The sequence below is a fragment of the Pseudoalteromonas sp. 20-92 genome, from assembly GCF_030847595.1.
Classification (GTDB): Bacteria; Pseudomonadota; Gammaproteobacteria; order Enterobacterales; family Alteromonadaceae; genus Pseudoalteromonas; species Pseudoalteromonas fuliginea.
The window spans coordinates 277,857-299,553 of the sequence record NZ_JANJGQ010000004.1 but is presented as its reverse complement, the minus strand read 5'-3'; the positions used below and the strand labels follow the sequence as shown (position 1 = coordinate 299,553).

At 39.6% G+C, this 21,697-nt stretch carries 23 protein-coding genes; 11 read left to right on the top strand and 12 right to left on the bottom strand.

All coding sequences use genetic code 11. The annotated features are described in order from the left end of the window. Nucleotides 1-286: ISAs1 family transposase (locus NRL14_RS06615; RefSeq protein WP_306724275.1), on the bottom strand; the 286-nt coding region annotated here is incomplete at its 3' end. Nucleotides 287-737: 451 nt separating this feature from the next. Here NRL14_RS06615 and NRL14_RS06610 point away from each other — a divergent pair. Both NRL14_RS06610 and NRL14_RS06605 read left to right on the top strand, forming a co-directional pair. Continuing rightward, nucleotides 738-1,844, top strand: coding sequence for an AAA family ATPase (locus NRL14_RS06610; protein WP_306724274.1), 1,107 nt, complete (start codon nucleotides 738-740; stop codon nucleotides 1,842-1,844). Beyond that, nucleotides 1,837-2,511, top strand: coding sequence for a DUF4276 family protein (locus tag NRL14_RS06605; protein ID WP_306724273.1), 675 nt, complete (start codon nucleotides 1,837-1,839; stop codon nucleotides 2,509-2,511). Before NRL14_RS06610 ends, NRL14_RS06605 begins: the two co-directional genes overlap by 8 nt. Before the next feature lie 112 nt (nucleotides 2,512-2,623). On the opposite strand, the gene NRL14_RS06600 is transcribed toward NRL14_RS06605, so the two are convergent. Further along, entirely contained in the window at nucleotides 2,624-3,940 is a 1,317-nt protein-coding gene (locus NRL14_RS06600; protein ID WP_306724272.1) for a tyrosine-type recombinase/integrase, read from the bottom strand. A 382-nt stretch (nucleotides 3,941-4,322) separates the two neighbouring features. Between NRL14_RS06600 and NRL14_RS06595 the strand changes: the two genes are divergently transcribed. Genes NRL14_RS06595 through NRL14_RS06585 form a run of 3 tightly spaced genes read left to right on the top strand, consistent with a single transcriptional unit; the run spans nucleotide 4,323 to nucleotide 5,245 of the window. After that, the gene (locus tag NRL14_RS06595) at nucleotides 4,323-4,514 is read left to right on the top strand and encodes a hypothetical protein (protein ID WP_306724271.1); all 192 of its coding nucleotides are present in this window, start codon (nucleotides 4,323-4,325) and stop codon (nucleotides 4,512-4,514) included. A 15-nt stretch (nucleotides 4,515-4,529) separates the two neighbouring features. Then, a complete protein-coding gene (locus NRL14_RS06590) occupies nucleotides 4,530-4,847 on the top strand; it encodes a hypothetical protein (protein ID WP_306724270.1) in 318 nt (105 codons plus the stop codon). Further along, entirely contained in the window at nucleotides 4,844-5,245 is a 402-nt protein-coding gene (locus NRL14_RS06585; RefSeq protein WP_008136929.1) for a hypothetical protein, read from the top strand. The genes NRL14_RS06590 and NRL14_RS06585 overlap by 4 nt, the downstream gene beginning before the upstream one ends. A 490-nt stretch (nucleotides 5,246-5,735) precedes the next feature. Here the strand turns inward: NRL14_RS06585 and NRL14_RS06580 are convergent, their stop codons facing one another. Next, a complete protein-coding gene (locus NRL14_RS06580) occupies nucleotides 5,736-6,065 on the bottom strand; it encodes a 5-carboxymethyl-2-hydroxymuconate Delta-isomerase (protein WP_007376008.1) in 330 nt (109 codons plus the stop codon). Nucleotides 6,066-6,269: 204 nt separating this feature from the next. On the opposite strand from NRL14_RS06580, the gene NRL14_RS06575 reads away from it, so the two are divergent. The 6 genes from NRL14_RS06575 to NRL14_RS06550 all read left to right on the top strand — a co-directional run bounded on the left by NRL14_RS06575 (nucleotide 6,270) and on the right by NRL14_RS06550 (nucleotide 11,308). Next, nucleotides 6,270-6,755, top strand: coding sequence for a CreA family protein (locus NRL14_RS06575; RefSeq protein ID WP_007376009.1), 486 nt, complete (start codon nucleotides 6,270-6,272; stop codon nucleotides 6,753-6,755). 30 nt (nucleotides 6,756-6,785) lie between these two features. After that, nucleotides 6,786-7,559 carry a hypothetical protein gene (locus NRL14_RS06570; protein ID WP_306724269.1) on the top strand — a complete coding sequence of 258 codons (774 nt, stop codon included), beginning with the start codon at nucleotides 6,786-6,788 and terminating at the stop codon, nucleotides 7,557-7,559. A gap of 11 nt (nucleotides 7,560-7,570) precedes the next feature. Next, complete coding sequence (locus NRL14_RS06565; RefSeq protein WP_149606832.1) at nucleotides 7,571-8,209, top strand: LysE family translocator; 639 nt, start codon at nucleotides 7,571-7,573, stop codon at nucleotides 8,207-8,209. A gap of 26 nt (nucleotides 8,210-8,235) precedes the next feature. After that, entirely contained in the window at nucleotides 8,236-8,730 is a 495-nt protein-coding gene (locus NRL14_RS06560) for a gamma-glutamylcyclotransferase family protein (protein ID WP_306724268.1), read from the top strand. A 15-nt stretch (nucleotides 8,731-8,745) separates the two neighbouring features. Continuing rightward, complete coding sequence (locus tag NRL14_RS06555) at nucleotides 8,746-10,287, top strand: serine hydrolase (RefSeq protein WP_306724267.1); 1,542 nt, start codon at nucleotides 8,746-8,748, stop codon at nucleotides 10,285-10,287. A gap of 103 nt (nucleotides 10,288-10,390) precedes the next feature. Further along, nucleotides 10,391-11,308, top strand: coding sequence for a histone deacetylase family protein (locus tag NRL14_RS06550; RefSeq protein WP_306724266.1), 918 nt, complete (start codon nucleotides 10,391-10,393; stop codon nucleotides 11,306-11,308). Nucleotides 11,309-11,320: 12 nt separating this feature from the next. Here NRL14_RS06550 and NRL14_RS06545 read toward each other — a convergent pair whose 3' ends face one another. The 9 genes from NRL14_RS06545 to prmA all read right to left on the bottom strand — a co-directional run bounded on the left by NRL14_RS06545 (nucleotide 11,321) and on the right by prmA (nucleotide 21,690). Beyond that, nucleotides 11,321-11,614 (bottom strand): DUF4144 family protein, encoded by a 294-nt coding sequence (locus tag NRL14_RS06545; protein ID WP_306724265.1) that lies wholly within the window; start codon nucleotides 11,612-11,614, stop codon nucleotides 11,321-11,323. Nucleotides 11,615-11,620: 6 nt separating this feature from the next. Next, a complete protein-coding gene (locus tag NRL14_RS06540) occupies nucleotides 11,621-12,430 on the bottom strand; it encodes a DUF2797 domain-containing protein (protein WP_008136908.1) in 810 nt (269 codons plus the stop codon). Nucleotides 12,431-12,452: 22 nt separating this feature from the next. Beyond that, nucleotides 12,453-14,993, bottom strand: a complete 2,541-nt coding sequence (locus tag NRL14_RS06535) for an EAL domain-containing protein (RefSeq protein ID WP_306724264.1) — start codon at nucleotides 14,991-14,993, stop codon at nucleotides 12,453-12,455. Nucleotides 14,994-15,106: 113 nt separating this feature from the next. After that, nucleotides 15,107-16,390, bottom strand: a complete 1,284-nt coding sequence (gene purD / locus NRL14_RS06530; RefSeq protein WP_306724263.1) for a phosphoribosylamine--glycine ligase — start codon at nucleotides 16,388-16,390, stop codon at nucleotides 15,107-15,109. A gap of 15 nt (nucleotides 16,391-16,405) precedes the next feature. Then, nucleotides 16,406-17,227, bottom strand: a complete 822-nt coding sequence (locus NRL14_RS06525; RefSeq protein ID WP_007376020.1) for a class I SAM-dependent methyltransferase — start codon at nucleotides 17,225-17,227, stop codon at nucleotides 16,406-16,408. 106 nt (nucleotides 17,228-17,333) lie between these two features. Continuing rightward, entirely contained in the window at nucleotides 17,334-18,920 is a 1,587-nt protein-coding gene (purH, locus tag NRL14_RS06520; RefSeq protein ID WP_306724262.1) for a bifunctional phosphoribosylaminoimidazolecarboxamide formyltransferase/IMP cyclohydrolase, read from the bottom strand. A 325-nt stretch (nucleotides 18,921-19,245) separates the two neighbouring features. Then, nucleotides 19,246-19,536, bottom strand: coding sequence for a DNA-binding transcriptional regulator Fis (gene fis / locus NRL14_RS06515; RefSeq protein ID WP_002957804.1), 291 nt, complete (start codon nucleotides 19,534-19,536; stop codon nucleotides 19,246-19,248). Nucleotides 19,537-19,555: 19 nt separating this feature from the next. Next, nucleotides 19,556-20,527 (bottom strand): tRNA dihydrouridine synthase DusB, encoded by a 972-nt coding sequence (gene dusB, locus NRL14_RS06510; protein WP_010553368.1) that lies wholly within the window; start codon nucleotides 20,525-20,527, stop codon nucleotides 19,556-19,558. 281 nt (nucleotides 20,528-20,808) lie between these two features. Beyond that, the gene (prmA, locus tag NRL14_RS06505) at nucleotides 20,809-21,690 is read right to left on the bottom strand and encodes a 50S ribosomal protein L11 methyltransferase (protein WP_306724261.1); all 882 of its coding nucleotides are present in this window, start codon (nucleotides 21,688-21,690) and stop codon (nucleotides 20,809-20,811) included. Nucleotides 21,691-21,697 lie beyond the last annotated feature (7 nt).

Sequence of the window (21,697 nt, the reverse complement as noted above, 5' to 3'; positions counted from 1 at the left end):
CTTTCATCCAAGAAGAAAAGGAATCTTGGAATTGCGTCATGTCAATACGGCTCATTACACGAGCAATTGTGTCATGGCGAGGGATCCCTTGTTCAAGAAGAACATATTTTCTGAGCCAATCTAGTCTATCATGACCAAAATCTTCAATCTCTTCCCAGCCCTGACAGCCTGAAACAACAGCGCTAACAGCTAAGAATATGATATCAAATAGTTTATGAACAACTTTACCTTGTTGGCGAGGGTCGTCGATTGATTCGAAATATTTAAATAGCTGAATGTTAGACATGGGGATGCTCCTTAAAAAAGGAGTATAAGATCATACTTTTAAGTCAAGGTAAAGTTCGTGATCTTGCCCTGGCCTAAGCCACAACAAAATTCAAAGTTATTAGACTTTGTTCATAATCTAGTGCAATAAATAGGTTCATAGTTGGGCTGTCGAAGCAACTATTACTAAGCAGCTTCAATTAGAAATAGTGAATATAAAAAATCTGATTTAAATGAAGTCTTTGAGATTTCCTATTAAGCTAAAGGTTATGATGAGTTAAACAAGGCACAGTAAGTCAAATGCCTTCATTTATATGCCTATAATTTTTCAAATACTTCTTCTATTCGCATTATAAGTATTCAATCATTGAATAAATTGAAACGTCTCTGCTAAAATCGGATTAAACATACAAAATTAAATTTTAGTCTCTGATTTAAAATTAATTTAAGGAGTTACTTATGGGAGAAATACAATGGGAAGCTCTTTAGATACAGTAACAATTAAAGGCTTTAAGTCTATACAGCTCTTAGAAGACTTTGAGCTAAATGCTTTGAACATTATTGTTGGCGCCAATGGTGCTGGTAAAAGTAATTTTATTACCTTTTTTAAGTTATTAAGTGCTTTAATCGATGGTAATTTGAACCGATTTGTTCGTGACAATGGTGGTGCTAGCGATTTACTTTTTGGTGGCCCAAAAGTAACAAAAAAAATCGAGTTTTCTACAAATTTTGGCGTTCGTGGTTTTCGTTTTAACCTGGTCGCAACACCAAGTAATAATGCAGCTATAGAAGATGAGGCCCGTTATTATAGTCAAGGTTCAACAGGTTGGTGGAATCTAGGTGATAGCTCTGAGGGTATATCGAAAATGGTATCTGAGGTAAAAAGTAATTCGTCAGATGCCAGGAATTCAAGACCTGTTTACGATGCAATTTCCTCTTGGAAAATTTACCACTTTCATGATACTAGCTCGACAGCCCCTATGCGGGGAGAAGAAATAATTCAAGACAATAAAGTATTACGTAGGGATGCATCGAATATTGGTGCTTTTTTATTAAAGCTAAAAAATGACTTCCCAAGTGAATATAGAGGTATCGTAAACTCGATTAAACTAGTCACACCTTTCTTCGATGATTTTTTACTTGAGCCATTCAATCGAGGTGAAAAAGAGCTGGTTAATTTAACTTGGTTACAGAAGGGCTCAGACTATCCAATGCAGCCTTACCATCTTTCGGACGGTTCAATTAGGTTCATTTGTCTAGCAACAGCACTATTGCAGCCCAATCCGCCAGCTACTATTATTATTGACGAACCAGAACTAGGGCTGCACCCTGCTGCGATAGCAATATTGGCAGAGTTAATTAAAGCCGCTTCAGAGCGAACCCAAGTAGTCGTTGCGACTCAGTCACCTGAATTGATTAATTACTTTTCTGTTGAAGATATCATAGTGGCTAATCGTAAAAATGGTGCATCAACCTTTAACCGTTTGAAAGAAGAAGATTACGAAGAATGGCTTGAATATTATTCCCTAGGAGAGCTTTGGAATAAAAATGTCATTACTGGAGGTCCAGTAAATGAGTGATTTAATGAACGTTGTGGCAATTGTTGAAGGCAGAACCGAGCAAGTATTTGTAGAGCGAGTGCTCGCTCCCTACCTCGGTGAGAAAAATATATTTATTACTGCTACTCAAATATCTAAGCCGGGTCAAAAAGGTGGTGACGTTAAATTTAGTCGAGCTGAAAAAGATATAGGCCGTTTTTTGAAACAGCGACCTGATATATATGTAACTCAATTTTTTGATTACTATGGTTTAAAGCAGTGGCCTACCTTAGACACTGTAGCTGCTCATAACCATACCGAAATTGCTAAACGGTTAAATGATGCTGCTTTTGAATACATAGCGGAAAATTATGATGAATACCAAGCTCGAAGGCGATTTATTCCTTATATGGCAATGCATGAGTTTGAAGCTCTGCTGTTTAGTGATGAAAAGATTTTGGCGAATGCACTCGAAATAAAAGTTGAAGAAGTAAAAGCAATTATTGATGTTTGCGATGAGCCGGAAAAAATCAACAATAGCCGTGAAACAGCACCATCTAAAAGGCTAGACCAGCTAAAAAGACGAGGTAAATTCAGAAAAACTACTGAAGGTATAAGTATTGCTGAGCAAATTGGTGTAGAAAAAATGCGCCAACGATGTCCATTATTTAATGAGTGGTTAAGTAGGCTTGAATCAAAGGTTGAGTGATTTATTTTGAGTAGATGTAAGGCATTAATCAGTTCAAGTTGTAGTAATTCTTGCCTTTGAGCTATTTGAAGCTGTTAGTTTGGATTAACTAACAGCTTCAAAAATTTTAAGGTTAGTTTAATAACGAACTCATCAACTCAATCTTTTGTTCCTTAGTTAGGTTTGCTAATAAACTTTTCATTTTGGTCATTTTATTTTCTGGCTCTTGCTCAATCAAGCCTGCATATTTGGCAATTGTTTCGGTTACCTTTTCCGCTGGCTCTTTGAGTTCCTCAGCAGTTAAAATTAAATAGCCAGCAGTTACGTCGCTTTTATCTGTAATATGGTTTAGAAGGCGTTTCAGCAGGTAACCTGAAACTCCGCTACTCTCAGCCATTGATGTAAATGTTCGGCGCAAATCATGGGAAGTGATTTTTACTCTAGCAATTTTACATACATGTTTTAATGTTTTCTTTGGATCCGTTAGATAGCCCTTTTTACTATTTGTCCCAAATACATAGTCAGATACCTTATATTCTTTTCGTCGATTAAATATCTCAGCTAATCGATCTGTAATAGGGAACTCGACGTCTAAGCCATTTTTTGTATCTTCTAAAATGAATATTCTATCTTGAAGGTGTACTTGCGACCATGGTAGTTGCAGTAGCTCAGACCTTCTCAGGCCTGAAAAGGTTAAAAACTCCAGATAATCACAAAAACCGACACGACTATTTTGACGATATTTGGCAGCTTCATTTCTAACTTCATATAATGCATCAACAAAAGGTTTTAGCTGTGAACGGCGCAGACGTGTTGTTTTACGCTTTACATTATTCCAGCTTCGTTTTTCAGAAAGTGCATCTACAGGATTTTCTGGAAATAATGAGCGACCTTCCGAAGACTTGTATTCAGCTTTAGCAAAGTTAAATAAAGCACGCATTAGGCGCATGGTATAATTTGCCTGAGCAGGGCTTCTAGAGGTTATTTCTCGTTGGCGCTTCAAAATCATTGTTTGATTAATATCGGCTAGACGTTTGTTATGCCAATCTGGTAGGTAGCAATCTATTTTTTGTTGATACCCCCTTTCAGTTATAGGCTTTAGATCTCTAGATTCGATGTATGAATCAAAGGCTTCTTTAAGGGTAATTGAAGCTGCTCTAAATTGGCGCTTAAGATCGTTCGGGTTTATACCCTCAGCAATATCTGCCATTACTTTACGAGCCATTCGCCTTGCATCATCAAGTGAAATTGATGGAAAGTACCCAAGGGTGACATTAATAGGGGTGTCTCTCCCTGGTATCTTTTTATAAACTCTAAATGACTTCTTACCTGCTACGCTCACATCTAAAATGAGTCCTGACAATAGATTGTCATAATAGCGAGTGCGTTTACCGTTTGATTCTATCTTTTCAAGCGACAATTCTGTGAAGCGAAATTTTGTGTCTGACATATGGTGCTACCTCTGTGCTACTTTGAACGTAAAATTTAACGTTCTGAAATACATAATGATTTATGCATCAGAGATAGGGTTTATTCAATAACCCTATGATATAGCTATGAAAATTAGTAAATAGTTATATCAAAAAGTAACTCGTAGTAAGTCCTTGTTTTGCAACTCATAATCGTTAGGTCCCCAGTTCGAGTCTGGGAGGGGCCACCACTTTTAAAAACTTCCCAAGTAAATACCTACTAACCTAAATTACCCTGTACTCTTTTTTTAAATAGAAAAAAATAAAAAGCTATTATCAGTATCTAATCGATAAAATATTTCAAATGTGGAAAGTAATAAAAAATTGATGTACCCTTTTATTTTTATTGAACGAGGGAATGTTATGTCAAATAAAATTATGATCGAACGAAATATCGGTGTTCTGCGCGAAAAAATTAGAAACGCAGACACAACGACTGTCATGGGGTGTGTTGCGATTGCGACGAGTGCTGATATGCTATCAGGTGCAAAGTTATCTAAACGGCAATATAGCTTCATAGTTAATAACCGCCAACAATGCTTTTTAATGAAGTAATCACTGACACAAGATTTGACAAAGTTAATGGTATTGAAGGCTATACCTAAATTATTATCTGCTGCAGATCCAACCTCAGATTTATCTAAAACTGCTTTCATGGCCGAAGCTACTGCAGACGCTGCTGGTGAGGCTCTTGAGGTGAAGACAGGTATACCAGCATTTAAAACAGCTGCTGTTTTAAATGCATTAAGTGCTGGTATTCAGATTAAAACTATGTGGGATATTCAAGCGATCGAAGATGGCTTTGCGCAAAGCCCGAAACAGTTTGAAAAATTATTTGCCGACTGGAGAAGTTGGAATATTGAAGAGCGTTATCAGGTGGCCCGATGAAAAAGTTATTAATTTTATTATTCCCAAGTACATGTTTTGCACAGTTTTCAGACTTGTCGTTATGTGAAAACAAACAAACTATGCTTGGAATAGATTTTTATTCAAACTGTGTGGGGGTCGCAGACGCCTCAGTACAAAAATTAAAATCTGAGATAACTGCGAAACAGCTATATGATTACATCACTCTTAGTATTAAAGATGTTAGCGTTTTAGAAGAGCACCTTTCAGATGACATGATAGGCAGAGTACATGCATTAATATCGATTGATCCAAACCCACTCTATTATACTACTGTTGGTAATAATGTTTTAGTCAAGACCAAAGAAGGGCTTAATATTTTTGAAAAGCATGATGGCTATTGGTTACAAAAATTAGTATCAGAGAGATCCGGTAGATAAATAGAGTTATCTCAAAAGTAATTTGATATTGGTAATTACTTTAAATAGGTTTCAGTAATTTCAGCTCTAAAGTAGTCTAGCTCTTTTGGTAAAACTCTAAGAGCTAGCGATCTGCTAAGTCATAATTTTTTAGCTCAGTCATCCTCCCTTATGCGTAACTATATAAATCCATTGGTGCTGCTAGCAAAAAGAGCAGATCGCGATTAGATGCTTTTGAAAGTGAACATTTATGGACTCTGCCAGTATTATAGCGTTGCAAATAGTTAATTCCCCTACCAGGCACTGTCATAGGTTGCTCTAAGCGCCTTTGTCCTTTCACCGTGTGCTCTGCGCAATCTTCTTGTTTATTAGTAATGTTATCTACTGGTGTTCGTAACTCATCAGAAGTTTTTTATAAACAGCAGTGAGCAAGTATTTAATATTCAAAAGCCCCTATTGGGGCTTTTACTTACTATTGTGTACTTTTATTACTCAAAACGACAAGAGTTAACTAATTTTTTCGATATACATCATGATCCATATCGTAAATATTGACGCTTAAGCTATCAGAGTCTCTGCAGTAGGTTTTTAAACATGCGAGTAGGTGCTCACTTAACATTTGTTTTTGTTCTACCGTTCGCCCTGCCATTATATGCACTTGAATATGAATAAACCCTTCTTTACCTATACCTAGTTGGTATTGTTGGTATGCGATTGCGCGTGTTTTAATTGTTTCTAAATCAAAAAGTCCGCTTTCAAAAGTACTGTTATGAATTTTCTCTACTAGTACTTGTGGTAAAACAGGGAGGTCTTCTGAGTGTTCAATAATAATATGCGGCATTTAGGCGTTTCCTATTATGAGTTACTGCATTAGCGAGGGTTAATTGTATCAAATACAACAGGGTTCGCTAAACCTAGGGCTATCTAAAATCTTTACTTTAAACTAATTTAGTCGTATTTATTTTTGATGTTAGTATAAAACAAACAGGTGAACCTTTGCTTAGTGACGTAGATGCTAAGTTACCTATTATAGATAAGGATAAGTATGAAATTACCACAAAAATTTAAACGTTTAGCTTTACTTGCAGGTGCGGTAGTTACGTTGAGTGCTTGCTCTGATGATGTTGCGTCGGTAAGCCTTGGGTTATTTACAACTAAGGATGTTGTGGTAAATTCGCAGCAAGATCCGATTATTAAAGGTGTTACGTGCCACATTAGCCATATTGAAGCTGATTTAGACTTTTCTGATCCGTCTGATATGTCTATTGCGTGTCGTCAAACGGGGCCTATTACAGCGCAGCAGCTACAAGAAATTGACCGAAGTAAGTCGGGCGAGGTGGTATTTAAATCATCTAAAAGTATTTTATTTAAATCTTTAAAGGTGCGTCGTATTTACGATGCTGAAAACCGCACCTTATTGTATTTATCGTACTCAACGAAAGAATCCAGTGGTAGCCACCACCATGCGCTATCAACAGTGCCGCTATACAATACTCAAGCGTGGGAATGGGCGCTTACACAAAAAAACTAAACTAGCACCTAAAACTTATAAGAGCACCTTATGTTAGCTTTATTTAAATCGGCACCATTATTGGAAGATCAAGAACAGCAATGGCTTATTGATACGTTTATTTGGGCGGTAGAGAATTTTGATGCGGAGTACTTTACTAAGCAAACAAAAATAGTATTGCCGACAGCAGCGTTTTTTCCTGATTCGGTATCAAGTATTGAAGAAATGGCGACTAACGTTTTTACCCGCGTTACTAATTATGCAGGTATGAGCGCGTGGCCTATTCAGTTAGTTGCGCCTCAGCAATTGCAGCCTCAGGTTTTTCCACACTTTGAATTTAGCAATGAAATACGTGGAGAAGGCTGCCATTTAATTGTGCCGCCAAGCCATAAGGTCAGCATTTCTTTTAATCCTAATCAGATTAATCAGCCACAAGATTTAGTAGCAAGTTATGCGGGTACTCTGGCCACTATACTTATTCATCACGTTGGGGTGCTACCGCCAGGTGGTAGGGAGTATTTACCACAAGCTGCCGATGCGCTTGCCTGTTTTTTAGGGTTTGGTGTGATGATGAGCAACACGGTGTATCAGTTTAAGGGCGGTTGTGGCTCTTGCTATAACCCATACGCTAACCGTGAAGCTAAGCTAAGTGAAACACATACGGTATTTATGCATGCCCTTATTAGTTACTTTAAAAACGATAAAGTCTCTAAAAAACACTTAAAACCGCATCTCCGTGGTCAGTTTAAAAAAGCACAAAAAGAAATTAAAGCATTGGTAAATAACTCGGCCAACCCGCTGTTATTAGCTTATTCGCCAAACTAGCAAGGACTTGCGTGGAATACTTAGATGAATTTTTACTGATTGTTATTGCTCATTTTTTTGCAGTAGCAAGCCCTGGGCCTGACTTTGCCGTTGTGCTCAAGCAAAGTGTGCAACAAGGTAGGCGCAATGCATTGTGGACAAGCGCCGGTGTTGGCGCTGCTATTTTACTGCACGTTGCCTATTGCGTGTTAGGTGTAGCGCTTATTTTAACGCAATCGCCTAGTTTATTTATGGCACTTAAGTACCTTGCTGGTGCATATTTAGCTTACTTAGGCGTACAAGCTCTTAGAGCTGCAAAACCGCCTGCAAGTAATGAGGGCGAGGCTGTAAAAGATGTTGAAAACAAAACCGTTCAAGAGGAACCCGTTTGGGTGGCTTTTAGGCGCGGCTTTTTCACCAATGCATTAAACCCAAAAGCCACGTTATTTTTTATGTCGTTATTTACACTCGTGATTAGTCCAACAACACCTACTAGCGTGCAGATCGTTTATGGCGTGTACATGGCACTGGCTACTTGGGTGTGGTTTTCAATGCTTTCAATAATGCTTTCTAGAGATAATGTGAGGGGCTTTTTCCAGCAGCGTGGTTATTGGTTTGACCGTGGAATTGGCGTTATTTTAATTGCCCTTGCAGTACGTGTTGTTATTTAACTTATTTAAAAAGCGCAGGAGATAAAATGCCGTTATATAATTTTTCGTTTGGCTCTAATATGTCATCTAACCGTTTGTTGGCGCGTTTACCGAATGTAAAGCGTGTAGGAACAGCGGTACTTAAAGGTTACGAGCTTACTTTTGATATGTTATTTAAAGATGGCTCCGGTAAATGCAGTATCTGCCCAAGCAATAAAGAAGGTGCGTTGGTTTACGGCGTTATTTATGAGCTTAATGAAGAAGAAAAAACCATTTTAGACAGTATTGAGGGCGCAGGTTACGACTGCGTAGATATAACCCCAACGCTTTTAACGGGTGAGACTGTAGCCGCACATTGTTATATAGCTAATACCCATGACAGCGATGTACTCCCATACGATTGGTACATAAAACACGTTCATCGCGGCGCACTTGAAGCAGGCGTACCAAAAGAATACAGTGATGCAATACTCAATAGGCCGCACAAAAGCGATACCAATAAAGAGCGTGCCGAAATTGAATTTGCAGTTCATCAAAAATAATAAAATAGGATTGATATGAAATTAACCAAATTAGCCGCAATTGCATTACTAGCAAGCACTACGTTTAGTAGCTGGGCACAAGTCGATACCAACAAAATTGACGACGTTATTAAAGCGTCAATGGCACGTTTTGACGTACCAGGTATGGCAGTCGCCATTGTTGAAAACGATAAAGTGATATTTGCTAAAGGCTTTGGTGTAACTAATCTCGATACCAACAAAAAAGTAAACAAAGACACCTTGTTTGGTATTGCTTCAAACACCAAAGCGTTTACAACAGCGGCACTTGCCAAGTTGGTTGATGAAGGGAAGTTGAGCTGGGATGACCGCGTAATTGATCATTTACCAGAGTTTAGATTGTACGACTCGTACGTAACACGCGAAATGCGTATTCGTGATTTATTAAGTCACCGCAGTGGGCTAGGGCTTGGGCAAGGCGATTTAATGATTTGGCCAAGCACGGATAAGCCCGTTGATGAAATTTTAGCGGGATTACAGTATTTAAAACCAGCGAGCAGCTTTCGTAGTAAGTACGCTTATAACAACTTGATGTTTGTTACCGCTGGCGAAGTGGTTGCACGTGTGTCGGGTATGAGCTGGAACGATTACATCGAAAAAAATATATTACAGCCGCTACACATGGACAACTCACGCGCAGGTTTTTCACGCATCCCAAAAGGCAATAAAAACTGGGCTACAGGTCATATTCCTATGGATGGCTCTCTTCATCCCTTTTTTGTGAACTACCTGGAAGACTTTAGAGGCGCAGGCGCCATTGCTTCAAGTGTAAGCGATATGAGTCAATGGCTTCGTACGCAATTAGCGGGCGGTAAAATGCCTAATGGCGAGCAGCTGTTTAGCGAAAAGCAACAAGCGCAAATGTGGCACCCACATATTACGTCTATGGCATCTAAAAGCGCGTTTGAGTCGTACCATCAGCAATTTAGAGGGTATGGGCTAGGTTGGAGCATTGAAGACTACCACGGCTTTAAAAAGTTAGGTCACGGCGGTGGTATTTTAGGTATGGTATCGCAAGTTACTTTATTGCCTGAGAAAAAACTCGGTATTGTTATTTTATCTAACCAACAAGCTTTTGGTGCGCTTTCGGCAGTAACCCATGAAGTACTTGAAGATGCGCTTGAACTTGAAGATAAAGACTGGGTAGAAGATTTAGCTAAAAGCCATTTTGAAAGAAAACAAAAAGCGTACGCTAATGCAAAACCAGAAGCACCTGCAGACTACCAGCCACAATTACCAAATATTAATTACACCGGTACATTGCACGACAATTGGTATGGTGATGTGATTATTGAGCAGCTCGATGGTAAATTACGCATTGATTTTACGCATACTAAACGTTTAAAAGGCACTCTTGAGCACTATACTGGCAATACATTTATCGTTAAGTGGAATGAAAAGCTACTTGAAGCAGATGCGTTTATTACCTTTGATATGGATGTTAGTAATCGTGTAAACAGCGCTAAAATGCGTGCAGTATCAACACAAGTGACCGACTTTAGCTTTGATTTTAGAAACCTGCATTTAAAAGCAAAGTAGTTAATAGTTTTGATATTTAAAGTGTTGATATAAACCAAAGTCGCAAAGCCACCAGCCGGTGGCTTTGTTATATTAAGTTTTTACACCTTGTAAGGGACTTTTTATGCGTACCGCTGTTATTTCTCATCCTCATTGCCGTAAGCATAAAATGATAGACGACCATCCTGAGTGCCCAGAGCGCTTAGATGCAATTACCGACAGATTATTAGCCAGCGGTGTAGATGTTGGCTTAACACACCTACAAGCACCTAAAGCCGATCGTGAGCATTATTTACTTGCTCACGATGAAGCTTTAGTTAAACACGTAGAAAATACGCTACCAACAGAAGGGCTCGCTAATTTAGATGGCGATACGTGGCTGTGCCCCGATTCGTTTAAAGCGATTGAGCGGGCAGTAGGTGCGGGGTTGTTAGCTGTTGATGAAATACTTGCCGATAAACTCGATGCTGCTTTTTGCTCAGTACGCCCGCCAGGACATCATGCTAATAAAGATTCATCATCTGGGTTTTGTGTGTTTAATAACTTAGCTATTGCCGTTAAATACGCACAAAGCAAAGGGGTTAAACGCATTGCTATTGCGGATTTTGATGTACACCATGGTAATGGCACACAAGACATTTTTATTGATGACGAAAATGTACTGCTTTGTTCGTTATTTCAGTATCCGTTTTACCCAAATACAGCAGTTAAAAATAATAGCCATATAGTTAATTCCCCTCTGCCAATTGCTAGTAATGGCGACGACCTAAAAGACGTGTTTACTGGGCAATGGTTACCAAAATTAAAAGTGTTTAAGCCTGAATTGCTTTTTATAAGCGCAGGGTTTGATGCACACCTAGAAGATGATATGGCGAGCTTAAAGTTTGTTGAAAGTGACTACATTTGGCTCACCGAGCAGCTATGCAGTGTGGCAAAGGAGGGCGGTTGCAAAGGGGTTATTTCGTATTTAGAAGGTGGCTATGCGCTATCAGCGTTAGGTCGTAGTGCTGTAGCGCATATAAAAGTGCTTACTGAGGTTTAATTGTGCTGCGTTTTATAGCTCAAGTAAGTTAAATGCCTGCTCAACGGTGAGGGTTGTTATTTTACTTAAACAACAATGCCCTTCATTTAATAAGTAACTTGTTACGAGTACAGCAAGTTGCTCTGCGCTTAACGGCTCACAAGGTGTGTTTTTTAAAGTGCAGTATTCACCACGCTTATTAAGTATGACCACATCAGTTAAGTCGCTTGTTGCAACACTGTGCAAGTGCTCCTCACGGTCTTGTGGTGTGTGAGCTATCTCAAGCTCATTATAAATAACCAATAACTGTGGGTAGCTGTTTAACATAGCCTGTTAGCCTACCGTTACTTCATAAGATGTAAATTTACGAATATTAATAACGCCTTTTTCAAAGATTAGGTACTGACCTTTAATACCTTGTAAAACACCACTTACAACAGGGTCTTTATCAAAGTTAAATGAGCTGATTTTTGTTGGGTATTCGGTTACTGGAAAATCTAAATCAACAACATCTTCATCTAATTGCTCTATTGCTGTTGCGCCAAATAACTCACTTAGCTCGTTTAGTTTTTCGCTAATTTGTGGAATTAACTCAGCCGCGGCTGCTTTTAAATCAAGTGCGTCGTTTTGGCCTTTTAACATATTGCGCCAATTGGTTTTATCGGCAATAAATTCAGCCAAAGCAACTTCCACTAAACCCGATTGCAGGCGAGTTTGCACTTTAAAAATAGGTAATGCCTGAGTAGCGCCTTGATCCACCCAACGAGTCGGTATTTGTGTATGGCGGGTAATACCTACTTTTAATCCAGAGGTGTTAGCGAGATACACATAGTGTGGGATCATGCAATTTTCTTCGCCCCACTGTGGCTCTCGGCAAGTGCCTTGATCGTAGTGGCAAGTTTCTGGTTTCATAATACACATGTCGCAACTAGCGAGCTTGCGCATGCATACAAAACAGTGACCTTGAGAATAGCTTTTTTTGGTTTTTTTACCGCAGTTAGAACATAAAATAGTGCCACTAAAGGTGAGCGTAAGCTCCTTACCTATAAATGCATTTAAGTCTACTAAGTGCTCACCTACAGGTAAGTGATATTGTACTGGTTCGGTTAAACTCGATTTTAGTTTACGCAGTGTGCCTTGCATCTTTACTTGGCCCCTAAAGATGTTAAAAAGAGGAGTCTAACATTTTTAAGCTATATTGGCTTTTTAAGAAGTGTAAATAGTCGGTGTAAGGCAGTGCTTTTGCGTATAAATAACCTTGGGCAGAATCAGCATTCATGTCTTTAAGTAAGTGATGAATCTCCTGAGTTTCTACCCCCTCAATTGTTATTGATAAATTAAGGTTGTGCGCCATATCAATGGCTGTTTGTACAATAACTTGATGAGTGGGGTTATTAGGTAAATCAAAAACAAACGACTTATCTATTTTTAGTTCACTAAAATGGTAGTTAACTAAGTAGTTAAGTGATGCGTAACCTGTACCAAAGTCGTCTAAAACAACGTTAATGTCTAATGCCGATAATTCATCAACTAATTTAATGAGTGCATCTTGACTCTCTACAAAAGCTGATTCGGTTAGTTCAAACTTAAGTAAACGAGCCGGTACTTGGTATTTAATGAGTATATTTTCTACTTTTTCAGCTAAGTTATTTATGGTCAAGTTTTTAGCGCTGAGGTTGACGCTAATAGTATGATTGATGTAACCATTTTTTGTTAGTTCGGCAATATCTTTACACGCTTGTTCAATGACCCACAGTGTTAGTTCGTTAATAATACCTGTATGTTCAGCAAGAATTACTAACTCTTCAATCGGTAAATTATTAAAGGTTGGATCGGGCCAGCGTAGTAAAGCTTCTGCGCCAATTACTTGGTTATTTAATAAATTTATTTGTGGCTGGTAATAGAGTGCAAGTTGATTTGTTTTTATGGCTTTTTGTAGCTTTGCAGCTAAGGAAACGTCCATCATTTGGTTATTCACGTTTGATGATAACCCTACTTGATTAACACTACTTTTTGCTTTTTTAAGTGCTAAATATCCACGTTTTAACCAATACTCAAAGTCGTTAGTTTTACCCGCACAGCTAATGCCAATACTGTAATTAAGTTGCAGGTTTAGCCCTTTTATTTCGTATTGTTTTGGTAAGTTGCTAATTACTTTGGTGAGAAGTGCTTCTAGCATTTCTTGGTTTTGTGTTTTAGTCGAAATACAGGCAAATACGCCGCTATTGAGATCGGCTAATCGAGGGATGGTGTTTAAGTTAGTATCAAGATTTATAAATTCGCGCTCGTGGCTCAATTCTAACTCTAATTCTCTCGCTATATGTTTTATAAGTGCATAGCCTTGAGAAGGGGTAATTATAGTATTAAGAGAGTTAAAGTGGCGTATTTTAATCAAACACAAAGTTGTTGAGCGGTTTTTTGCTTGTAACTCCATAAAGGTTTGCTTGAGCTTAGCACTATTAAGAAGCTTTGTTTGTTGAGTGTGCGTAGCGTGATATAAAGCACGTTCACGCTGATACCTAACTCGGTCTGCTAATGCCATTGCCATTAATATTACTTCGCATAGTATAGCCATTAAAAAGGCGTGGCGTGTGGTAAAGCTATAAGGTAAAAGGCCAGTCAGTTCCATAGGTTGAATCGCCGCGCCAAAAATTAGTGGCACCCATGAAAAAACATAAAATTTAGCCCATCTAAAACCACTACGTAATTTGTTATAAATTAAAATAATACACGCTATATAAAGTAGGCTCATCACTCCAAAAAAAATAGGTGCTGCTATATTTTCAGGGATAAAAAGGCTGCTTACAGCAAGAACAAACATAAGCTTAAGTAGCGCTGTACTCATTTTATAGCGCCAGCATTTTTCTTTGTGGTAACGTAAAAACATAATACAGAAGGAGAGTGTAAAAAAAGCAACGCCGTAATTACCAAGTACTATTTTTTCGTGAATAAATAATTGCCATTCCATTGGCCATAAATAAAAGCCAAAACCTAATACCGCTCCCATTAGTATAATAGCGCTAATAATGTAGCCAATATAAATTAAGTAAACTCGGTCTTTTATACCAAAATAAAGAACAAGATTGTACAGTGCAGCCATTAGCAATACGCCAACAAAAATCCCCCAAATCCCTGTTTGCGAACGCACTAAGTCAATAAACTCTTTATCACGATATAAATTTACAGGTGTTTTACTTATACCTATCGTATCTATTTTCATTACGAGTCGTTGTGAGGACTTACTTTCGAGCGAAAAGCGGATATGCGGCACACTGTATTGAAATAAAGTAAGTGCTTGTTCTTTATCTCCGAGCTTATAAGTATCCATTAATTGGTTGTTTTTATTGAGTCGAAAAATAGTTAGGTGATCAACCATGGGGTTATCAAAATGGGCAACAACGTTTTCTTTTTTGAAGCTCTTATTTTCTAAATCGAGAAACAGCCAATAATTTTGTTGAGTAAAACTCCACGGTATTTCCGAAAATTTTTGATGAGTGAGTAACTGCGGCTGGGTTATAACATCGTTAAAAGTAAGGCTCTTAGTTTCATCAATATAGTACGCGTAATCAAGATATACGGGCGCGGTTTTATCAATTGTATATCGTGTAGGCACGACGAGGTTTGATGCCAGTGTACTTATAATAAAAAATATAAGTACTAGTATGGCAACAGCAATTGCATGATAACGTAAAGTTCTTAGTTCCAACGTTTGCGTACTTTTAAAAAAACTTTTAATTAGTGTAGCACTAAAAAAGCGCAGAGAGACTGCGCTTTTGTAGTTAAATTAACTGGTTATACCAATAAACTGGTATTATAAGCCTATTGCTCGCGGGCAATAGCACGATAAGCAATATCTGTACGATATTCCATACCATTCCAGCTAATTTGTTTAACAAGCTCATAGGCGCGTTGCTGCGCTTGCGTAACAGTGTTACCAAGTGCTGTTGCGCATAATACGCGACCGCCTGCGGTTACAACGTCATTGCCATCTTGCTTAGTACCCGCATGAAACACTTTTTCATCTGCAGGGTAATCAACTTTTAGCCCCGAAATAGCATCGCCTTTAGGGTAATCGCCAGGGTAACCTTTAGCGGCAAGTACAACACCAACAGCTGCACGTGGGTCAAACTTAATTGTTGTTTTATCAAGTTCTACACGATTAGCGGCTTCAATCAATTCAACTAGGTCTGATTGCAAACGTAGCATCATTGGTTGAGTTTCAGGGTCGCCAAAGCGACAGTTGTACTCAATGACTTTAGGGGTGCCTGTTTCGTCAATCATTAAACCTGCGTATAAAAAGCCTGTGTATGGATGGCCTTCGCTTGCCATGCCTTCTACCGTAGGGTAGATCACTTCGTTCATAATACGCTGGTGGATTTCATCAGTAACAACTGGCGCAGGTGAGTATGCACCCATGCCACCCGTATTAGGACCCGCATCGCCATTGTAAGCGCGTTTATGGTCCTGACTGGTCGCAAATGGTAATACGTTTTTACCATCAACCATTACGATGAAAGACGCTTCTTCACCGTCTAAAAACTCTTCAATAACAACACGACTTCCCGCATCGCCAAAAGCATTACCCGCAAGCATATCGCGAATAGCTTCTTCGGCATCGGCTTGCGTCATGGCTACAATTACGCCTTTACCCGCAGCTAAACCATCTGCTTTTACAACAATTGGCGCGCCTTTCTCTTTTAAATAAGCAAGGGCAGGCTCAATCTGTTCAAACGTTTGGTAGTCGCCCGTTGGGATTTTATGACGTGCTAAAAAGTCTTTAGTAAACGATTTAGAACCTTCAAGCTGAGCTGCGCCCGCCGTTGGTCCAAAAATAGCCATGTTATGTTCACGAAACTTATCAACAACACCCAGTACTAACGGTATTTCAGGACCTACAATAGTAAGCTCTACCTTATTTTGCTGTGCAAAATTAAGTAAACCATCTAAGTCGTCAACGTTTATTGCTACGTTTTCAAGTTTTGGTTCAAGTGCAGTACCTGCATTACCAGGGGCTACAAATACAGTATTTACTTTGGTGTTTTGAGCGGCTTTAAACGCAAGTGCGTGTTCGCGGCCGCCGCTGCCAATGACTAAAACATTCATGGCGAAAATTCCTATTTAAAGCGGTTTCTTAAATTTCAGCGTCATGCGGTCGCTTTCACCAATGGCTTTATATTTATCAGCATCTTGTTCGCCGAGTCTTAAGCTTGGTGGTAGCGTCCATACACCTTTAGGGTGATCGGCTGTATCTTTTGGATTTGCATTTATTTCACTGCTTGCTACTAATTCAAACCCTGCTTGTTTAGCAAGGTCTACTACGTAGCTCTGCTTCATATAACCTGATGTTTTTTGATCTTCGTCAGCACGTTCTTCAGCTAAACGGTGTTCAACTAAACCTAATGTACCACCTGGTTTAAGGGCTTTATAAAAAGCTTGGAATGCACTTAATGCACCGCTTTTATCTTTGCCCATGTACCAGTTATGTACATTACGAAATGTTAAAACCATATCGGCACTGCCAGCTGGCGCAATATCTAAATGTGTTACAGGTGCAAACTCAGTAATTTTAACGCTACTAAAACGCTTATCTTCAGCTACTTTTTGTTTAAAGCCCGCAAGAGAGCGTTGGTAGTAGCCAACTGATGAATCAGCAGGAAAGTGCGCGGCATAATAAGTGCCTTGCTCTTTTAGTGCTGGCGCTAAAATTTCACTATACCAACCACCGCCGGGCGCAATTTCAACAACTGTCATAGTTGGTTTAAAGCCAAAAAATGCCAGTGTTTGAGCCGGGTGACGATATTCGTCACGAACGCTGTTTTTAGCGCTGCGTTCGCTTGATTGAAGTGCATGTTCAAGGCTCGATTCGTGGTTATGGCTAAGCGCCATAGTCGATGTCATCGTTAGTGTGGCTACAAGTAGCGATTTTAGCGCAAATTTCATTGTTTGTTCCTTCACATTATAATTTTAAATAGGTTATTGAATAATCAGAATACGTGAATTTATAGCAAACAAAAAGGGTTAAACCAACGTTTAACCCTTTGTGTGATTAGTGGCGGAAATGGCGCATACCAGTTAGTACCATTGCCATGCCAGCTTCATCAGCAGCTGCAATCACTTCTTCATCACGCATTGAGCCACCAGGCTGAATTACCGCAGTAATGCCAGCGGCTGCGGCTGCGTCAATGCCATCACGGAATGGGAAGAACGCATCAGACGCCATAACTGAACCTTTAACTTCAAGGTTTTCGTCTGCAGCTTTTATGCCTGCAATTTTAGCTGAGTATACGCGGCTCATTTGGCCTGCGCCTACGCCAATAGTCATACCGTCACGGGCATAAACAATTGCGTTTGATTTAACAAACTTAGCTACTTTCCAGCAAAACAGTAAATCTTTAAGTTCTTGCTCTGTAGGTTGGCGTTTAGAAACAACTTTTAAGTCGCCTTGCGTTACCATGCCTAAATCGCGGTCTTGAACTAAAATACCGCCGTTAACGCGTTTAATATCTTGGCCAGCGGCTTTGCCTGTCCACTGTCCACATTCTAATAAACGAACGTTCTTTTTAGCTTCAACAATTTTTGCAGCGTCGCTCGAAATACTCGGTGCAATAATTACTTCAACAAACTGACGCTCAACAATGGCTTGTGCAGTTGCTGCATCTAGCTCTCGGTTAAAGGCAATAATGCCACCAAATGCTGATGTAGGGTCTGTTTTAAAAGCGCGCTCGTATGCTTGTAGAATGTTGTCGCCAATTGAAACACCACACGGGTTAGCATGTTTTACAATTACGCACGCAGGTACATCAAATTCTTTAACGCATTCAAGCGCTGCGTCGGTATCGGCAATATTGTTAAACGAAAGGGCTTTACCTTGCAATTGAGTTGCTGTTGCAACTGATGCTTCAGCAATGTCATTTTCAACATAAAAAGCAGCATCTTGATGTGAGTTTTCACCGTAGCGCATATCTTGCTTTTTAGTGAACTGCATATTGATAGTACGTGGGAATTTAGTCTCTACAGCAGCTTCCTCGGTGTAATCAGGCACCATTTTACCGAAGTAGTTAGCAATCATGCCATCGTATGCGGCAGTGTGCTCGTAAGCAGCAATCGCTAAGTCAAAACGTGTTTTATACGTCGTAGAGCCATTGTTGTTTTGTATTTCGCCAATAACACGGTCGTAGTCGCTCGCGTTTACCACGATTGTTACGTCTTTGTGGTTTTTAGCGGCTGCACGAACCATTGTAGGGCCGCCAATATCAATATTTTCAATAGCATCTTCAAGGCTGCAGTTTTCTTGAGCGACTGTATTCGCAAAGGGGTATAAGTTAACTACAACTATGTCGATAGCAGAAATGCTGTTATCTGCCATTACGCTTTCATCTTGTCCGCGACGGGCTAATATGCCGCCGTGAATTTTTGGGTGAAGAGTTTTTACGCGGCCATCCATGATTTCAGGGTGGCCTGTGTGATCTGATACTTCAGTCACTTTTATGGCGTTATCAGCAAGTAGTTTACATGTGCCGCCAGTTGATAAAATATCAACGCCTTGCGCTTCTAGTGCGCGGGCAAATTCAACAATACCGGTTTTATCAGACACACTTAATAGTGCGCGACGAATGGGACGATGAGTATCCATTGTAGTTTGATTTCCTCAGTTAATGAGCTAGCTTAGAAGCGGGCATTTTAACTGATTACAACTCAAAAAACGACTTATAAAGCGCCGATGAGGGTGAGCATTTTGCAATTTGGTTAATAAGTTGTAGGCATAAAAAAAGCACCCGAGGGTGCTTTTTTTGCATAATACCAGTTGTATTGGATTAGTAAGTAGTTATAACGATAGAAAAACAAGTCTATAACAAGGCAAAAATTTTGCTGTGTAGTTATTCTACATAAAAAATTATTAACGACGTTATGGGCTTGTTTAACTCGTTAGAATACTTACGTTTTCAATATAATTGGTATTAGTTCATGCCGTATTTTTTAAGCTTTTTACGTAAAGTACCACGGTTGATACCTAGTAAAATTGCTGCACGAGTTTGGTTACCACGTGTATATGTCATCACTTCTTCAAGTAATGGCGCTTCTAGCTCTGAAAGAACAAGGTCGTAAACGTCTTGCACATCTTGACCGTTAAGCTGCTTTAAATAGTGGTGAACAGCTTTTTTTACTGCATCACGCAATGGCTGCGGTTTCTCGTGTGACTGAACATGAGGGTTAGTGATAAATGGAGAAGTCACGTTTTGTTCGAACATTATTAAGTCTCTTTCTTTCTTAGTTAGCTGCTAGTGTTTTAAAGTATTGCTCTAATGCGACGACCTGTGCCTGTGGGTTGTCGAGCGCATTAAATACTCGCCTAAACTGACCATCACTGTCATGGGTTTGCAAATACCAAGATACATGTTTGCGAGCAATTCGCGCTCCCATTGGCTCACCGTAAAACAAATGGAGGTTTGTTAAATGCTCCATTAATATACTGCGCACCTCTGCAATAGCAGGCGGCTGTAAGTGTTCCCCAGTTCGCAAATAGTGGTCTATCTCCCTAAATATCCAAGGGCGACCTTGGGCGGCTCGGCCAATCATAATGGCATCTGCACCCGTATAGTCTAAAACCTGTTTTGCTTTTTCTGGTGATGTAATATCACCATTGGCAACAACAGGAATCGACACTGAACGTTTTATATCCCTAATCGTGGCGTACTCAGCATCACCTTTGTACATACATGCGCGCGTACGCCCATGTACAGCAAGTGATGCAATGCCATAACGTTCAGCTATTCTCGCAATCTCTACACCATTACGGTTATCCGGATCCCATCCTGTACGGATTTTAAGTGTTACAGGTATATCTACAGCGTTAACGACTGCATCAATAATCTCTTCCACAAGTTCAGGAAACTGTAATAAGGCAGAGCCTGCGAGTTTCTTGTTCACTTTTTTTGCTGGGCACCCCATATTGATATCTATGATCTGTGCACCGTTAGCAACATTGAATTGTGCGGCCTGCGCCATAAGCTCAGGATCTGCTCCTGCAATTTGCACAGCACGTATACCCGATTCACCGCTGTGATCCATACGGTTCATCGACTTTTCTGTTTTCCAAACCTTAGGATTAGACGATAGCATTTCAGACACAGCAAGCCCCGCGCCTAAGCGACGACAAAGTTGTCTAAATGGTCTGTCTGTAATGCCTGCCATTGGCGCGACAATTACATTATTCTCAAGTTGGTATTTACCGATACGCACTATATTCAATAGGCCTCTTTTCAAGGGGCGCTAAGTTTACGGTTTTTTTAGCAAAAATCAAAGGCTATAAATTGAACAAAAGTGACTTTTTTTTGCCCTTTTCGTATTGACATTTGATAACCGTATGAGGAATGGCTTTATTTGTGTGAAATTTGAGCGTATTTTGTTTTTGCAACAAAATAAGTTTATTTTTTATTATGTAAAAAAATAGTAAAGCCTGTTAAATACAGGCTTTACATGCATGTTTTGAGTTAATGCTCTAAATTTGATTGTGCAGTTTATTACGCTTTTTTAGTGCCACTCACTCGAGTCCAATCACCTTCAACGGCAATGTTATCTAGCTCAATAAACGGCGCGTAAATATCGGCAACCGATTGGGCTTGCTCTTCTAATATGCCCGACATAGCAATTTTTCCACCTGGCTTGAGTAATCCCAAAATTACACTGTGAAGTTCACGCAGCGGTTGCGCCAAAATATTAGCCACCACAATATCAGCACTAAACTCAGGTTGGTTTTCTGGAAGGTATACTTCGAGTTTGTCTGCAACACCATTTCGGTTAGCGTTATCAAGGCTTGCCTCAAGCGCTTGAGGGTCAATATCTATCCCAATCATACGCTCTGCACCTAGTTTTATAGCTGCAATACCTAAAATGCCTGAGCCACAACCAAAATCAACAACCGTTTTACCCGTCAGATCTTGGCTTTCTAACCACTTAAGACATAAGGCCGTTGTTGCATGTGTGCCCGTGCCAAAAGCAAGGCCTGGGTCTAGCAATACATTTACTGCATCAGGGTCTGGAATGTCGCGCCAGCTTGGGCAAATCCATAGTTTTTCGCCAAATTGAATAGGGTGGAAGTTATCCATCCATTCACGTTCCCAGTCTTTATCTTCAAGTTGCTCGATTTTGTATACTAAATTGTCTTTTAGCTCATCATGGCGCTTCAATAACGCAACAACTGCGTTCATATCGTGATTAGCTTCGAACAAGCCAATGACTGTGGTATCAGCCCAGAACACAACAGTGCCAATTTTAGGCTCGTAAATAGGGGTATCTTTTGCGTCAATAAAGGTTACTGAAGCGCTACCGGCTTCCATTAATAGGTCGCTTACGGCATCAGCTGTTGCAGCATTGGCATTAATACGAATTTGGATCCAAGCCATGGTTATT

Bases quoted from the DNA above. Each gene is read 5' to 3' on its own strand.
- NRL14_RS06605 (WP_306724273.1), top strand. From the start codon at position 1,837: ATGAGTGATTTAATGAACGTTGTGGCAATTGTTGAAGGCAGAACCGAG.
- NRL14_RS06575 (WP_007376009.1), top strand. From the start codon at position 6,270: ATGAAATTACCACAAAAATTTAAACGTTTAGCTTTACTTGCAGGTGCG.
- NRL14_RS06600 (WP_306724272.1), bottom strand. From the start codon at position 3,940: ATGTCAGACACAAAATTTCGCTTCACAGAATTGTCGCTTGAAAAGATA.
- NRL14_RS06555 (WP_306724267.1), top strand. From the start codon at position 8,746: ATGAAATTAACCAAATTAGCCGCAATTGCATTACTAGCAAGCACTACG.
- purD (WP_306724263.1), bottom strand. From the start codon at position 16,390: ATGAATGTTTTAGTCATTGGCAGCGGCGGCCGCGAACACGCACTTGCG.
- NRL14_RS06585 (WP_008136929.1), top strand. From the start codon at position 4,844: ATGAAAAAGTTATTAATTTTATTATTCCCAAGTACATGTTTTGCACAG.
- NRL14_RS06545 (WP_306724265.1), bottom strand. From the start codon at position 11,614: ATGTTAAACAGCTACCCACAGTTATTGGTTATTTATAATGAGCTTGAG.
- NRL14_RS06525 (WP_007376020.1), bottom strand. From the start codon at position 17,227: ATGAAATTTGCGCTAAAATCGCTACTTGTAGCCACACTAACGATGACA.
- NRL14_RS06580 (WP_007376008.1), bottom strand. From the start codon at position 6,065: ATGCCGCATATTATTATTGAACACTCAGAAGACCTCCCTGTTTTACCA.
- purH (WP_306724262.1), bottom strand. From the start codon at position 18,920: ATGGATACTCATCGTCCCATTCGTCGCGCACTATTAAGTGTGTCTGAT.
- NRL14_RS06570 (WP_306724269.1), top strand. From the start codon at position 6,786: ATGTTAGCTTTATTTAAATCGGCACCATTATTGGAAGATCAAGAACAG.
- NRL14_RS06595 (WP_306724271.1), top strand. From the start codon at position 4,323: ATGTCAAATAAAATTATGATCGAACGAAATATCGGTGTTCTGCGCGAA.
- NRL14_RS06560 (WP_306724268.1), top strand. From the start codon at position 8,236: ATGCCGTTATATAATTTTTCGTTTGGCTCTAATATGTCATCTAACCGT.
- prmA (WP_306724261.1), bottom strand. From the start codon at position 21,690: ATGGCTTGGATCCAAATTCGTATTAATGCCAATGCTGCAACAGCTGAT.
- NRL14_RS06610 (WP_306724274.1), top strand. From the start codon at position 738: ATGGGAAGCTCTTTAGATACAGTAACAATTAAAGGCTTTAAGTCTATA.
- NRL14_RS06540 (WP_008136908.1), bottom strand. From the start codon at position 12,430: ATGCAAGGCACACTGCGTAAACTAAAATCGAGTTTAACCGAACCAGTA.
- NRL14_RS06550 (WP_306724266.1), top strand. From the start codon at position 10,391: ATGCGTACCGCTGTTATTTCTCATCCTCATTGCCGTAAGCATAAAATG.
- fis (WP_002957804.1), bottom strand. From the start codon at position 19,536: ATGTTCGAACAAAACGTGACTTCTCCATTTATCACTAACCCTCATGTT.